The sequence below is a fragment of the Nocardia sp. NPDC127579 genome (assembly GCF_042672005.1).
In the GTDB taxonomy this organism is placed as follows: domain Bacteria; phylum Actinomycetota; class Actinomycetes; order Mycobacteriales; family Mycobacteriaceae; genus Nocardia.
The window spans coordinates 46,344-60,401 of record NZ_JBHXVZ010000013.1 but is presented as its reverse complement, the minus strand read 5'-3'; the positions used below and the strand labels follow the sequence as shown (position 1 = coordinate 60,401).

Sequence of the window (14,058 nt, the reverse complement as noted above, 5' to 3'; positions counted from 1 at the left end):
TGGCCTACCCTGGAACCATGCTGGATCCCCTCAGTCTCGCGATCGGAGCCGGACTGCTCGGCGTCGGCTGGGCGGTGGGCCGCTTCGGCCGCCGGACCGGCCGCGACAAGCCCATCGTTGCCCGCTGCGGCTGCGGCCACGACCTGTCCATGCACGATCCGGAAAAAGGCCAGTGCCACACCGAGATCCGCCGCCGGACCATCGGCGGCCTCTACGAGTGGGTGCCCTGCAACTGCCAGCGCTACACCGGCCCGCAGCCGATCGAGGAATTGTTCAGCCGGCCGATCCTGCCCCCGGCCGACTGAACGAGCGGCTCACGGCTGCGGCGGCTCCATTCGCAACGGCACGCCGATCCGGTTCCACAGGTTGATCATGGCCGTCACGGCGACCAGACCGGCCCGCGCGCCCTCCTCGAAGTGCTTCTCGACGCCGGCCCAGACCGCGTCGGTCACGCCGTGCGGCCCGAGCGCGGTCACCTCCTCGGCGTAGGCCAGCGCGGCCTTCTCCGCGTCGGAGAACTTCACCGACTCCCGCCAGGCGTTCAGGTAGTAGATCCGCTGTTCGGTCTCGCCGTGCAGCCGGGCGTCGGTGGTGTGCATATCGATGCAGAACAGGCAGCCGTTGATCTGCGAGACACGGATCTTGACCAGCTCACGGACGGTCGCGTCGAGCGGTCCGCGGCGAATCGCCATCTCCGCGTCGTACCAGCCCTTGTAGACCTCGGGCGCGAGCTCGTGCAGGTTCAGTCGAGTCATCGGTGATGTCCTTTCGTCGGTCCTCGCTCATAGGACGCGATAGCCCGGCGGTTTGTGACATCACCGGTCGGGCAGGCAGCGTTCCCGGTCCGGCAGGTCCGCGCACGGCGCGTTGCCGAAGGCCCGCAGCACCTCCTGACCGGTCTGCTCGGTCAGGTAGCGCAGAAACGCCGCCGCCAGGGTATCGCCGGGCGGGTCGCCGTAGGTGTAGGCGTACTCGACGCCCCAGAACGGATAGCTGCGGGCGATCGCGGCGTCGCGGTCGGCCGCGACGCCTCCGAGGGTGACCGGCACCACCTCGGCGCGGCTCGCCTCGGCGAACGAGCTGTAGCCGATCGCACCGGGCAGCAGGCGCACCGCCTCGATCATGTCGCTGGTCACCTGCACGTCGCAGTGCTCGGGCCCGCGGCCGATCAGATCCCGGATGCCGGTACAGCTGACATGGCGGCGCGGCGGCTGCTGCGCGCCGTCCAGCAGGCGGCGGTCGAAGGTGTCGCGGGTGCCCGAACCGGGCAGGCGGTTCACCAGTACGACCGGAATATCGTTGCCGCCCAACTCTTTCCAGTTGGTGATCCGGCCCTGATACAGATCCCGGACCTGCGCGACGGTGAGATCGCGGACCCCGGCCTCGCGGTGCACGATCACCGAGAACAGCGCGACCGCCAGCGCCCGATGCCGCAGCGCGGGATAGGCCGCGCCCTTCGCGCCGTCGCTGATCGTCAGCAGTTCTCGATCTTGCTTGCCCTGCACCGTGACTCGATCCAGGCCACGTTCGGTGCCCTCGAATTCGAAGGTGAATTCCGCTCCGGTGCAGCGCTTTCCGTACTGCTGCGCGGCCGCCCGGATCACCGGCTCGAAGGCCGAGGAACCGACCAGGGTCAATCGGCCCCCGGCGCACTCCAGCGCAACCGGCTCCGGTTCCAGCGCCGTGACCGCGAACTGCACGCCGATCACCAGCACCAGGAAGGCGACCAGCGCCAGCATCACGCGCGAGGCCCCGGTGCGACTCCGGGTCTCGGTGACCCGCCCACCCTTGATCCCGCCCACCAGCGTCGGTACCGGATATTCGCCATTGCCCTCGGAGCGTTGCAGGATCGCCAGAATCTTGTAGTGCTGCGACCGGTCCAGCCCGACCTTCGGTAGGTCGATCACGCCGATATGTCCGCCGGTGTCCTCGCGCACCCCGATACCCGACCGGCTGCCCAGGCTGTCCGCCAGCACCGGATCGCTGAGTTCGGTCACCGCCATGCCGATCACCCGGCGCTGCGGAAACCGCAGGTGCAGACCGATTCTCGGCGAGGGCAGCAGATAGTCGCCGGGCTCGATCGCGCTCGCGCCACTGTTCTCCACCCGCACCAGCACCACCGACAGATCCCGCAGCGTCGCCGGATCCGGGCTCAGCTGCTCCAGCACACCCGGGAACGCCGAGGTGATCTCGCCGGTCACCGGCGTGTCCATCTGCACGCGGTAGCCCAGGCGGCGGCGTCCGACCACCGCGAACTCCCACAGGAACGCGCCCACCGGCACCGCGATACCGATCAGCGCCAGGACCGTGTCCAGCGGAAAATCGCCCACCAGTGTTTCCACTCCCCAACCGACCCGGCGGCCCGCAGCAGCGCACCTGGCCTCCATTCTCGACCGCGGCGAGCGCTCCGCCGACGCGGTGCACGACTGTTCGCCGATCGTTCACCCGGCCGACATCGGCCGCGCCACGAATATCGTTGCGGGACTATCCGGTTCGCCAGTCGAGCAGATCCGCCAGCGGCCAGGTGTTGATCACGCGCTCGGCCGGAACACCATGGGCGACCGCGCGTTCGCAGCCGTAGCCCTGCCAGTCGAGCTGCCCCGGAGCGTGCGCGTCGGTATCGACGGAGAAGTAGCAGCCGGTCGCCAGCGCCAGCTGGATCAAACGTCCGGGCGGATCCCGGCGTTCCGGGCGGGAGTTGATCTCCACGGCCGTGCCGTACTGCTTACACGCCTCGAACACCACCTCCGCGTCGAAGCTGGATTCGGGGCGGGTGCCGCGGCCGCCGGTGACCAGGCGGCCGGTGCAGTGGCCGAGTACGTCCACATTCGGGTTCGCGACGGCGTAGACCATCCGCTTGGTCATCGTCGCGCTGTCGGCGCGCAGATGCGAATGCACGCTCGCCACCACGATATCCAGTTCCGCGAGCAGCTCCGCTTCCTGATCGAGCGTGCCGTCGTCGAGAATGTCGACCTCGATCCCGGTCAGGATCCGGAACGGCGACAGCCGCTGATTCAGCTCCGCCACGACATCCAGCTGACGGCGCAGGCGATCGGCGGACAATCCGTTGGCCACGGTGAGACGCGGCGAATGGTCGGTCAACGCGCAGTATTCGTGGCCCAGAGCCGCTGCGACGCTCATCATCTCGACGATCGGGCTGCCGCCGTCGGACCAGTCCGAGTGAGTGTGCAGGTCACCGCGCAACCGGGCCCGCAACGGTTTCCCCGGGACACCGATGGGTTTCGCGGCCGTACGAAGATCCGCCAGATACGGCGGCAGGGTGCCCGCGCAGGCCTGCTCGATCACCGCGGCGGTCTTCGGGCCGATCCCGGCCAGCTCCTGCCAGCTGTGCGCGCGTTCGTGTCGCACGCGTTCGGCGTCGGAGAGCCGCGCCACGATATCGGCGGCCCGCCGGTAGGCCTTCACCCGATGGGTTTCCGCACGTTCGCGTTCCAACCAGAACCCGATTTCGCGCAGCGCTTCCACCGGGCCGGGCACGATCGGGTCCTGGTCGGTCATGGCGGTTATCGAATCCGGCTGTATTTCACGAACGCGACTCCGTCCTCGAAGACGCGACTGGTGATCACCCGGAAGCGGGCCGCGTCGGGCAGCTGCGGCCCCGACCCGAACAGCGACTTACCGCGGCCCAGCACGATCGGATACAGCTTCAGGAAGATCTGATCGATCTCCGGCAGCAGCGCCTGCGCGAGTTCCCCGCCGCCGCACAGCCAGATACCCAGCCCCTTCTCACGTTTCAGCTCCCGCACCTTTGCCACCGGATCCGCCGCGATCAATTCGACCGCCGGATCCGGACTTTCGGGCAGCGTGGTGGAGACCACGAACTGCCGCAGATGCGCGTACGGGCTCGACGTACCCGTGCGCACCCCGAAGTCGTGCGTCTTGCGCCCCATCAGGACCGTGTCGAAGTAGGCGGCCTTCTTGGTGATCCCCCGCGCCTCCCGCACCTTGGTCGGCAACGTCTCCGGATACTGCGCCGTGATCGCCGGACCGTGGTCACCTCCCACCGGAAAGAAGTCGACCGACCCCTCCTCGGTGGCGATGAATCCGTCGATCGTGGCTGCGACGTAGTACGTGAGCTTGCGCATAAGATCCTTCCTCCCGAGCGGCCGACCCCATGTCCGGCCACCTAGCAGAAACGGTATCTCGCCGCCCGCACACCCCGCGAGGCTTTCCCTGCCCGGCGGTACGCGATCCATGGCTACAGATCGTCTGGGAGTATCTGAAAGGACGGCGCATCGGTCAGCGGACGGATGGCCCGGAAATCCCGTCGATCGAGGGTCAGGATCGCCACGGTGTCGTAGCGGTCTGCGAGAGCCACATTCACGGCGGCGGCAAGATCCAAATCCAATGACTCGTACGCGTCTCGCACACTCTGCGCGACGGCGATCGGTTCATGAACTTCATGTGCTGGACAGGCGCGCCCCAACGCTTCGTCGGCATAGATGTTGCCGACCCTGATCGGCATCGAATTAGACACCGTGGCTGACCTGGGTTAATAGCTCGAGTCCGGAGCTCACACGTGTCTGAACTCAACTGCGAGGGGACGCCCCTCTGATGCGGCGGAGCACAGTTCGGGGATGTGCGAAGCGTCGCTGGACACCACGCGGGCTTGATCCGGGGAGGTGGCCGCTGTCGCGACGACGAGGGCGTCCACGACCGAGCGATGTCCGTCCAACCCTGCGGCATCGAGCAGATCTCGCGCATGCTCGGCGATCTCCTCCGACACCGGGACTCTGATCAACCTCGAGCTCCACCACAGCAAGCGTTGACCTGCTTGGCCGGCCCGGCGTTGTTCGGCTAGCGTGACCACGCTCAGACCGACCATGAAACCTGCTTGTTCGTATGCCTTGAGCAGGCCGACAAGTTGTCTTTTGTCCGGGTGATGATCCGGCTCGCCGAGCAGCGACATAGCTTGCGCGTCGAGGACGACCGCCGACCCGGAGAAGGAGGTCACGGCACTTCGGCGGCTCACAACCCGCCTACACGGCGCACAATCGCCTCCATCTCGTCCGGCGTGATCACCCCGGCGGTCCGCTCGTACTCTTCGATGGCCCGGCGCAGCCGGGTGCGAGCGACCCACTGCGCGAGGGCCTCGTCCGTCGCGGCCGAGAATCCGCGCCGACCTGCGAGGTCTTCGACCTCTGAAATGAGGCTCCGCCGCAGTGTCACGGACTTCTTGTCGGTGTAGTCGTCGCTCGGCAAAGGCATGGCCATACCACAATTGTAGTACTTGAAGTAATACTTCGACCAGGGAACCAGCGAGCCAGCCTGAAGAAGCGAGGACTCCGCGCTCCTACACTCCACGCGGCTTCGGTTGACACTTGCCACAGAAGAAGGATGAACGATTCATGAACCGCATCCGCTGAACCGGCGCACCACACCGCCGACACGGCTCGTCCTCACGCCCGTAGACATTCAGCGCGCGCTCGAAGTAACCGGATTCGCCGTTGACGTTGACATACAGCGCGTCGAAGGACGTACCGCCCGCAGTCAACGCATCGCGCATCACCGCGGTCGCTTCAGTCAGCAGGTCCCGGATGGCGGTCTTGGTCAACGCTGAGGCAATCCGGTTCCCGTGAATCTTTGCCCGCCACAACGCTTCGTCGGCATAGATGTTGCCGACCCCGGAGATGACGTTCTGGTCGAGCAGGACGCGTTTGATCTCGGTCCGCTTCGCCCGAATGGCGGCCACCGCCCGGTCGAGGTCGAACAGCGGGTCCAGCGGGTCACGGGCGATGTGCGCGACGGCCTCGGGCAGCCGGGTGCCGTCGACATCGACAAGTGGGGAGAGTGCCCAACCACCGAAGGTGCGCTGGTCGACGAACCGCAACTGGGTACCGTCGTGCAGGGTGGCGCGAATGTGCGCGTGCTTCTCCTGCGGCGCGTCGGCCGGCTGCACCAGCATCTGACCGCTCATCCCGAGATGCACGACCAGCGCGTACTCGGGATCGTCGAAGGTGAGCCACAGGAATTTCCCGCGCCGCTGCGCGGAATCGACCCGCAGCCCCTGTAACCGGGCGGCGAGATCGGCGGCGCCTTCGAGATGCCGCCGTACCGACCGTGGATGGGTGACCGACACCGCGTCGATGACCCGGCCGACCACATGCTCGGCCAGACCGCGTCGTACGACCTCGACCTCGGGAAGTTCGGGCACGTCAGGATTCGGCGGTCAGCGCCTGATAGGCGGCGCCCGCCGCCTTCTGCTCGGCTTCCTTCTTGGAACGTCCGATGCCCTGGCCGTAGGACTGCCCGGCGATCACCGTGGTCGCAGTGAACTCCTTGTCGTGGTCGGGGCCGGTCGAGGTGATCTCGTAGCTGGGCACACCGATGCCACGTTCGGCGGTGAGCTCCTGAAGGCTGGTCTTCCAATCGAGCCCGGCGCCCATGCGGGGCCCGCGCTCGAGCAGTTCGGCGAACAGCCGAAGCACGACGCCGCGCGCCACCTCGATGCCGTGCTCGAGATGCACGGCACCCAGCAGGGACTCCATACCGTCGGCGAGAATGCTGGGCTTGTCCCGGCCGCCGGTGAGTTCCTCACCCTTGCCGAGCAGCAGGTGCGGTCCGAGACCGCCGCTGCCGAGCCCGCGCGCCACCTCGGCGAGCGCGTGCATGTTCACCACACTCGCGCGCAGCTTCGCCAACTCACCCTCGGACTTGTCCGGGTGCTCGTGGTACAGGCGCTCGGTGATGCTCAGACCGAGTACGGAGTCGCCCAGGAATTCCAGGCGCTCATTGGTCGGCAGCCCACCGTTCTCGTAGGCGTACGACCGGTGCGTCAGCGCGAGGCGCAGCAGATCCGGCCGTACGTCGACTCCGAGGGCGGTGAGCAGGCTCGCGTGGTCACCGGTCGCTCCGGTGGCGTCCTTGCTTGAGGTCACGTCGCGTGCAGATCGAACCGTCAGACGGCTGCGGTGACCTGGCGACCCTTGTAGGTGCCGCAGGACGGGCAGGCCACGTGCGGCAGGGTCTGCTGGCCACAGGCGCGGTTCGGGCAGGTGATCAGGGTCGGCGCGGCAGCCTTCCACTGGCTGCGCCGCGACCTGGTGTTGGAACGGGACATCCGGCGCTTGGGAACGGCCACGACTGACTCTCCTAGTTCTTAACGGGGTTCGTAACTACTACTGGTCTTGGTCTTGCTTGGGCGCGTCTTCATCGAAAGACTCTGCGGCGGCAAATGACGCGAGCTTGGCCCAGCGAGGGTCAAGTATCTCATGCGAGTGATCAGATCCCGCAATCGCCATCCGCACCCCGCATTCCGAGCACAGCCCGGTGCAGTCGGGGGTGCACAGCGGCTGGAGCGGAAGCGCCAGTCCGATCGCGTCGATGATCACCGGTTCCAGGTCGATGGTGTCGTCGACCAGGCGGTGGATATCGTCTTCCTCGGTGGTCTGCTCGGTGGCACTGTCCGGGTAGGCGAACAACTCGGTCAGTGACAGCCGCACGTCGCCGGTGAACGGCTCCAGGCAGCGTGAGCACTCCCCCTCGGTCGGCGCGGTCACCGAACCGGTGACCAGCACACCTTCGGACACCGATTGCAGCATCAGATCGAGCTCCATCTCGGCGCCCGCGGGGACGGCGATCATCTCCAGCCCCATCCGATCGCCGAGAGTGACGGTGCGCCGCAACTCCCGCATATCGCCGGGGCGGCGCCCCAGGCTGCGAGTGTCGAGCACGAAGGCACCGTCGGGCTCGCGGCGCGAGGCCGCACGCGAACGCGATACGGAACCGCGGTCAGCGGGCATCACGAACTCACCTCACGATCGGAAAACAGGATGGGCAACCACTCCACAGTACTGGAGCGGGCTATCCGATCCCAAATGCGAGCGTCAGCGCCGGTACTCGGAGAGGTAGTCGGGGGCGCCCGTGCCGGAGCGCAGCTGGTGGCGGCCACGGCCGACGGTCCGCAGGGTGGTGTTCAGGGTCTCTTCGAAGTCGGCCAGCGTGGAGTCGACGTAGTGGTCGCATTCGTCGCGCATCCGGTCGGCCTCGGCCTGGGCGCTGTCGATCAGGCGCGCCGATTCGGCGTGCGCGGCCCGCACCACTTCGGTCTGCTGCACCAGGCGCGACTGCTCGGCCTGACCATCGGCGACCGAGCGATCGTAGGAGGCCTGACCGGCTTCGATCATGCGCTCGGATTCCACTCGGGCCCGTCCGGTGACGGCCTCGTACTCGGCATTGCCGTCGGCGACGACCCGGTCGGCTTCGGACTGGGCGCTGGCGACGAGCCGGTCGGCGTGCGCGCCGGCCTCCGCGACCATCCGGTCGGCGTGGGCCTTGGCGTCGGCGAGGATGCGGTCGGCTTCGAGGCGGGCGCTGCCGATGGTTTCCTCGGCCTGCTCGTTGGCGGCGGTCACGGTGGTCTCGGCCGAGGATCTGGCGTCGGAGACGAGTTTGTCCCGGTGGTCGAGGACATCCTGGGCGTCGTCGAGTTCACCGGGCAGCGCATCGCGCACGTCGTCGAGGAGTTCGAGCACGTCACCGCGCGGCACGATGCAGTTACGAGTCGGCGGGATGCCACGCGCCTCTTCGACGATGGCCACCAGCTCGTCGAGTGCTTCGAATACGCGATACATGGCTCACTCCCGCTTCTCTGCCGTGTCTACCTAGGCCAGTGTGCCTCCGATCACCGCCCACGCCGAGACCTTGTAGCGGTGTGTCGTCGTCAGTGTCTCGCACGCCACACAAAGAAGTGGAGAACCACCCTCCGCTTGGTGCTACATTTTTAGATGACATTGATGAAGGAATGACCATGACGGTTCTCGAAGCACCACGGCAGGCGGTTCTCCCCGCGAGCATGTACACCCCGTGGGCTGTCGCATACCCGGGCATCGGCACTCTGACCGACGTCCGATTCGAGCGGCTGGTGCGCTACCTGCGCGGGGACCGCGCCTTCGCACAGCTGATCCGGTTCGCGCTGGTCGGCGGCTCCAGCAATGTCGCCTATGTGCTGCTGTTCTTCGCCATGCACGGAATCGGACCGCTGGTGGCCAATGTCGCCGGATCGGTCGTCTCCACCGTGATCGCCAACGAACTGCACCGCCAACTCACCTTCCACGCCGCCGGACGAGTCGGCTGGTTCACCGCACAGTGGGAGGGCGGCGGCCTCGCCCTCATCGGCCTCGGGCTCAGCACGGCCGGCTTGGCCGCCCTCGAGATCTGGGCGCCCGGGCTCGGCGGCGCGGCACAGGCGGGTGCGGTCCTGGCGCTGACCGCGGCGGTCGGCGGGTTGCGGTTCCTCGCGCTACGCGGCCTGGTCTTCTGACGAACGCGAAAAGGCCCCGATTCCCAAGGAATCGGGGCCTTTTCGCGTTCAGGCGCGTTTCTCGGCGAGCCGCGCGAGCAGCCGCTTGTGCACCGACGCGGGCAGCATGTCCGAGACGTCACCGCCGTAGGCGGCCACCTCCTTGACCAGCGAGCTGGACAGATAACTGTAGGTCGGATTGGTCGCGATGAAGAAGGTGTCGACGCCGGTGAGCTTCTTGTTCATCTGCGCCATCGGCCACTCGTATCCGAAATCGGTGGCGTCGCGCAGTCCCTTCACGATCGCCCCGATCCCCTCCTGCTTCGCGAAGTCGACGGTCAGCCCCTGCCAGGACGCCACCCGCACATTCGGCAGCTCCGCCGTCGCCTCGCGCAGCATCTCCATCCGCTCTTCCACCGTGAACATGCCCTGCTTCTTCGGATTCACCGATACGGTGATCACCAGCTCGTCGAATTGCGCCGCCGCCCTGATGAATACGTCGAGATGCCCGTTGGTGACCGGATCGAAGGATCCGGGACACAATGCTCCAGCCATGCCCTCGACCCTAATGCGGGCCGTAAGCCTCGCTGCGCTCGGCATACTGCCCGCTGACCGGATCGATTGCGCATCGGGGGCGCTTCGCTTCCCCGGTGCCGTCCACCTTCGGGGCTTGCCTCGCTGCGCTCGGCAGTTCGCCCTAAGGTTCAGTGGGACCGTCGTATTCGGCGAGTTCGATGCGGGTTTCGCCGTACTTGCGGGCCTTGGCGGGGGTGTATTCCCGAGGCCAGGTGAGTTCCGGGGAGCGGATGGATCGTTCGACCAGGACGAGGGCGCCGGGCGCCAGCCAGCCGTGGTCGGCGAGCAGGCGCAGGTCGTCGGCGACCACGGTGGTGTCCACGTCGTAAGGCGGATCGGAGAAGACGAGGTCGAATTCGCCCGCGCCGCCCTGGCGCAGGATCGAGGCGACCGCGCCCTGACGCAGCTCGGCGCCCGGCAGACCCAGGTCGGTGATGTTGCCGCGGATGACGGCGGCGGCCTTGCGGTCGGATTCGACCAGCAGCGCGTGGCCCGCACCGCGCGAGAGCGCCTCCAGGCCGAGCGCACCCGATCCGGCATAGAGGTCGAGCACGCGGGCGCCGTCCAGGTCGAGCCTGGCGTCGAGCGCGCTGAACAGCGCCTCACGGACCCGGTCCGAGGTGGGGCGGGTCCCGGCGGGCGGCACCCGCAGGCGCCGCCCGCCCGCCGACCCGGCGACGATACGGGTCATTCGGACTCGGTGACCGCCAGTTCGACCAGCAGATCACCGCCTTCGACCTGCTGTACCTTCGCGATCGCGACCCGGGCGACGGTGCCTGCCCGCGGCGCGGTGATCGCCGCCTCCATCTTCATCGCCTCGATGGTGCCGATGACGTCGCCCGTCGCGACCGAATCACCTTCGGACACCGCCAAGGTCACGACACCGGCGAACGGCGCGGCGAGATGACCCGGGTTGGTCTTGTCGGCCTTCTCCGCGACCGGCACCTCGCTGGCGATGGAACGGTCCCGCACCGCGACCGGACGCAGCTGGCCGTTGAGAATGCACATCACCGTGCGCATACCGCGCTCGTCGGGTTCGGAGATGGCTTCCAGGCCGATGAGCAGCGTGACGCCCTTCTCCAGCTGGACGCGATGCTCCTCGCCGTGGCGCAGCCCGTAGAAGAACTGGTTGGCCGACAGCCCGGTGGTGTCGCCGTACTTCTCCCGGTGCGCCTCGAATTCGCCTGCGGGACCGGGGAACAGCAGCCGGTTCAGGGTGGCGCGCCGCTGCAGCGAGTCGCCGGACAATCCGGCCTCGTCGGCCGGGGTCAGTTCGGTCTCCGGCTTCGCGGGCCCGCGCCCGGCCAGCGCCTTGGTCCGGAACGGCTCCGGCCATCCGCCCGCCGGGGTGCCGAGTTCCCCACGCAGGAAGCCGATCACCGAATCCGGAATGTCGTAGCGGCCGGGATCGGTGGCGAACTCCTCGACGCTCACCCCGGTGCCGACCAGCGACAGCGCCAGATCACCGACCACCTTGGAGGACGGCGTCACCTTCACCAGGCGACCCAGCAACCGGTCCGCCGCGGCGTATTTCGCTTCGACCTCCTCGAACCGATCGCCGAGCCCGAGCGCGATCGCCTGCTGCCGCAGATTCGACAGCTGGCCCCCGGGGATCTCGTGGGTGTAGACCCGGCCGGTCGGGGCGGGCAGCCCGGATTCGAAGGGCGCGTACACCTTTCGCAGCGCCTCCCAGTACGGCTCCAGATCGCAGACGTTCTGCAGATTCAGCCCGGTGTCGTATTCGCTGTGCGCGGCGGCCGCGACGATCGCGGAAAGCGCCGGCTGACTGGTGGTTCCGGCCATGGCGGCGCTGGCGCCGTCCACCGCGTCGGCACCCGCCTGCCAGGCCGCCAGATAGGTGGCCAGCTGACCGCCCGGCGTGTCGTGGGTGTGCACGTGCACCGGCAGATCGAAGTTACTGCGCAGCGCCGTAACGAGTTTCGCGGCCGCCGGAGCCCGCAGCAGACCCGCCATGTCCTTGATCGCGAGCACATGCGCGCCCGCATCGACGATCTGCTCGGCCAGCTTGAGGTAGTAGTCGAGGGTGTAGAGGGTTTCGTTCGGGTCGGTGAGATCGCCGGTGTAGCTCATCGCGACTTCGGCCAGCGTGGTGCCGGTTTCGCGGACCGCGTCGATGGCCGGGCGCATCTGGTCGACATTGTTGAGCGCGTCGAAGATGCGGAAGATGTCGATGCCGGTCGCGGCGGCCTCGGAAACGAAAGCGCGCGTGACCTTTTCGGGGTACGGCGTGTAACCGACGGTATTACGGCCACGCAACAGCATCTGGAGGTTGATATTCGGGATCGCCTCGCGCAGGGCGGCCAGCCGCTCCCACGGATCCTCGAACAGGAAGCGCAGCGCCACGTCGTAGGTCGCGCCGCCCCAGCATTCGATGGACAGCAGCTCCGGGGTCAGCCGGGCGACGTGCGCGGCGACGCCGAGCAGACCGCCGGTGCGCACCCGGGTCGCCAGCAGCGACTGGTGCGCGTCACGGAAGGTGGTGTCGGTGACGCCGACCGCCTTCTGCTCCCGCAGCGCCTGCGCGAAACCCTCGGGGCCCAGAGTGAGCAGCCGCTGCCGCGAACCGCTCGGCGGCGGCACGCTCAGATCGATGGCGGGCAGCTTGTCGTGCGGGTACACGGCGGTGGGGCGCGGGCCGTGCGGCTTGTTGACCGTGATGTCGGCCAGATAGTTCAGGATCTTGGTGCCGCGGTCGGCGGAGCCGCGCAGGGTCAGCAGCTGCGGGCGCTCATCGATGAACGACGTGGTGACCCGGCCCGCCCGGAAATCCGGGTCGTCGAGCACGGCCAGCAGGAACGGGATATTGGTCGTGACGCCACGGATGCGGAACTCGGCCAGCGCGCGCCGCGCTCGGGCCGCCGCCGCCGGCAGGTCGCGGCCGCGGCAGGTCAGCTTGACCAGCATCGAGTCGAAGTACGCGCCGATCTCCGCGCCCAGGTTCGCGCCGCCGTCCAGGCGGATGCCCGCGCCGCCGGGGGTGCGGTATGCGGTGATCCGGCCGGTGTCGGGCCGGAATCCGTTCGCCGGGTCCTCGGTGGTGATCCGGCATTGGAGCGCCGCGCCGCGAATGGACACCGTGTCCTGGCTCAGGCCGAGGTCGGCCAGCGACTCCCCGCTGGCGATCCGCAGCTGCGACTGCACCAGGTCGACATCGGTGATCTCCTCGGTCACCGTGTGTTCGACCTGGATGCGCGGATTCATCTCGATGAAGACGTGGTTGCCGCGCTCGTCGAGCAGGAATTCGACGGTGCCCGCGTTGCTGTAGCCGATCTGGCGGGCGAAGGCGACGGCGTCGGCGCAGATCCGGGCGCGCAGCGCCGGGTCCAGGTTGGGCGCGGGCGCGAGTTCGATGACCTTCTGATGGCGGCGCTGCACCGAGCAGTCCCGCTCGAACAGGTGCATGACATTGCCGTGCTGGTCGGCCAGGATCTGCACCTCGATGTGGCGTGGATTCACCACGGCCTGTTCGAGGAACACGGTCGGGTCGCCGAAGGCCGACTCGGCCTCGCGCGAGGCCGCCTCGATCGACTCGCGCAGCTGCTCGGGCGCGGCCACGCGGCGCATGCCGCGGCCACCGCCACCCGCGACCGCCTTGACGAAGATCGGGTACTCGAGCTCCTCGGCCGCGGCCAGCAGCTCGGCGACATCGGCCGAGGGCGCGCTGGACTTCAGTACCGGCAGCCCCGCGGCCCGGGCCGCCTCGATGGCGCGGGCCTTGTTCCCCGCCAGCTCCAGCACCTCGGCGGACGGGCCGATGAACGTGATGCCCTCGCGCGCGCACGCCGCCGCCAGGTCCGGGTTCTCCGAGAGGAAGCCGTAGCCCGGGTAGATGGCGTCGGCGCCCGCGGACTTGGCCGCGTCGATGATCGCGTCGATGGACAGGTAGGCCCGGACCGGATGGCCCTCCTCGCCGATCTGATAGGACTCCGCGGCCTTCAGACGGTGGACCGAATTGCGGTCCTCGTGGGGAAAGACGGCGACCGTCCCGATGCCCAGTTCGTAGGCCGCGCGGAAGGCGCGGATGGCGATCTCGCCGCGATTGGCAACCAAGACTTTGGAGAACATTGACCCAAGGTACCTGGCGCACAGCACTGGACCGACAGGGATCCGGGCTTCGCAGGAATCTTCACAACCGGCCCTAGCAGCGTTGCGAAGTTGCGGAAATCCAGGCGTCACATCTCACCGCCGAGGACGCGGCG

Annotated in this window: 17 protein-coding genes; 2 read left to right on the top strand and 15 right to left on the bottom strand. The window is 67.9% G+C overall.

Going from position 1 to position 14,058, the window contains the following annotated elements; all coding sequences use genetic code 11:
* The first annotated feature begins 17 nt into the window (after positions 1-17).
* A complete protein-coding gene (locus ACFVMC_RS31500; protein ID WP_379216369.1) occupies positions 18-305 on the top strand; it encodes a hypothetical protein in 288 nt (95 codons plus the stop codon).
* 9 nt (positions 306-314) lie between these two features.
* Here ACFVMC_RS31500 and ACFVMC_RS31495 read toward each other — a convergent pair whose 3' ends face one another.
* From ACFVMC_RS31495 to ACFVMC_RS31440, 12 genes are all read right to left on the bottom strand, one after another.
* On the bottom strand, positions 315-755 hold the full coding sequence (locus ACFVMC_RS31495) for a carboxymuconolactone decarboxylase family protein (protein WP_379216367.1): 441 nt from the start codon (positions 753-755) through the stop codon (positions 315-317).
* Between the two features lie 60 nt (positions 756-815).
* Entirely contained in the window at positions 816-2,342 is a 1,527-nt protein-coding gene (locus tag ACFVMC_RS31490; RefSeq protein ID WP_379216365.1) for a substrate-binding domain-containing protein, read from the bottom strand.
* A gap of 142 nt (positions 2,343-2,484) precedes the next feature.
* Positions 2,485-3,519, bottom strand: a complete 1,035-nt coding sequence (locus ACFVMC_RS31485; RefSeq protein ID WP_379216363.1) for a PHP domain-containing protein — start codon at positions 3,517-3,519, stop codon at positions 2,485-2,487.
* A 5-nt stretch (positions 3,520-3,524) separates the two neighbouring features.
* The gene (locus ACFVMC_RS31480) at positions 3,525-4,106 is read right to left on the bottom strand and encodes a dihydrofolate reductase family protein (RefSeq protein ID WP_379216361.1); all 582 of its coding nucleotides are present in this window, start codon (positions 4,104-4,106) and stop codon (positions 3,525-3,527) included.
* Between the two features lie 113 nt (positions 4,107-4,219).
* Positions 4,220-4,498 carry a hypothetical protein gene (locus ACFVMC_RS31475; protein ID WP_379216359.1) on the bottom strand — a complete coding sequence of 93 codons (279 nt, stop codon included), beginning with the start codon at positions 4,496-4,498 and terminating at the stop codon, positions 4,220-4,222.
* A 36-nt stretch (positions 4,499-4,534) separates the two neighbouring features.
* Positions 4,535-4,975, bottom strand: a complete 441-nt coding sequence (locus ACFVMC_RS31470; RefSeq protein ID WP_379216357.1) for a type II toxin-antitoxin system VapC family toxin — start codon at positions 4,973-4,975, stop codon at positions 4,535-4,537.
* Between the two features lie 14 nt (positions 4,976-4,989).
* Positions 4,990-5,235: a hypothetical protein gene (locus tag ACFVMC_RS31465; protein WP_379216355.1), complete on the bottom strand. Its 246-nt coding sequence runs from the start codon at positions 5,233-5,235 to the stop codon at positions 4,990-4,992.
* 79 nt (positions 5,236-5,314) lie between these two features.
* The gene (gene mutM / locus ACFVMC_RS31460; protein ID WP_379216354.1) at positions 5,315-6,175 is read right to left on the bottom strand and encodes a bifunctional DNA-formamidopyrimidine glycosylase/DNA-(apurinic or apyrimidinic site) lyase; all 861 of its coding nucleotides are present in this window, start codon (positions 6,173-6,175) and stop codon (positions 5,315-5,317) included.
* Between the two features lies 1 nt (position 6,176).
* Positions 6,177-6,899 carry a ribonuclease III gene (gene rnc / locus ACFVMC_RS31455; RefSeq protein WP_379216352.1) on the bottom strand — a complete coding sequence of 241 codons (723 nt, stop codon included), beginning with the start codon at positions 6,897-6,899 and terminating at the stop codon, positions 6,177-6,179.
* Positions 6,900-6,919: 20 nt separating this feature from the next.
* A complete protein-coding gene (rpmF, locus tag ACFVMC_RS31450) occupies positions 6,920-7,102 on the bottom strand; it encodes a 50S ribosomal protein L32 (RefSeq protein ID WP_379216350.1) in 183 nt (60 codons plus the stop codon).
* A 37-nt stretch (positions 7,103-7,139) separates the two neighbouring features.
* The gene (locus ACFVMC_RS31445) at positions 7,140-7,763 is read right to left on the bottom strand and encodes a YceD family protein (RefSeq protein WP_379216348.1); all 624 of its coding nucleotides are present in this window, start codon (positions 7,761-7,763) and stop codon (positions 7,140-7,142) included.
* Positions 7,764-7,847: 84 nt separating this feature from the next.
* Positions 7,848-8,594 carry a DivIVA domain-containing protein gene (locus tag ACFVMC_RS31440; protein WP_379216346.1) on the bottom strand — a complete coding sequence of 249 codons (747 nt, stop codon included), beginning with the start codon at positions 8,592-8,594 and terminating at the stop codon, positions 7,848-7,850.
* Positions 8,595-8,770: 176 nt separating this feature from the next.
* Here ACFVMC_RS31440 and ACFVMC_RS31435 point away from each other — a divergent pair, with 176 nt between their 5' ends.
* Positions 8,771-9,283 carry a GtrA family protein gene (locus ACFVMC_RS31435; protein WP_379216344.1) on the top strand — a complete coding sequence of 171 codons (513 nt, stop codon included), beginning with the start codon at positions 8,771-8,773 and terminating at the stop codon, positions 9,281-9,283.
* A 48-nt stretch (positions 9,284-9,331) separates the two neighbouring features.
* On the opposite strand, the gene coaD is transcribed toward ACFVMC_RS31435, so the two are convergent.
* The 3 genes from coaD to ACFVMC_RS31420 form a co-directional block, all read right to left on the bottom strand.
* Positions 9,332-9,817: a pantetheine-phosphate adenylyltransferase gene (gene coaD, locus ACFVMC_RS31430; RefSeq protein ID WP_379216342.1), complete on the bottom strand. Its 486-nt coding sequence runs from the start codon at positions 9,815-9,817 to the stop codon at positions 9,332-9,334.
* Between the two features lie 142 nt (positions 9,818-9,959).
* Complete coding sequence (gene rsmD, locus ACFVMC_RS31425) at positions 9,960-10,529, bottom strand: 16S rRNA (guanine(966)-N(2))-methyltransferase RsmD (RefSeq protein ID WP_379216340.1); 570 nt, start codon at positions 10,527-10,529, stop codon at positions 9,960-9,962.
* Complete coding sequence (locus ACFVMC_RS31420) at positions 10,526-13,924, bottom strand: pyruvate carboxylase (protein ID WP_379216338.1); 3,399 nt, start codon at positions 13,922-13,924, stop codon at positions 10,526-10,528. The genes rsmD and ACFVMC_RS31420 overlap by 4 nt, the downstream gene beginning before the upstream one ends.
* Positions 13,925-14,058: the final 134 nt, after the last annotated feature.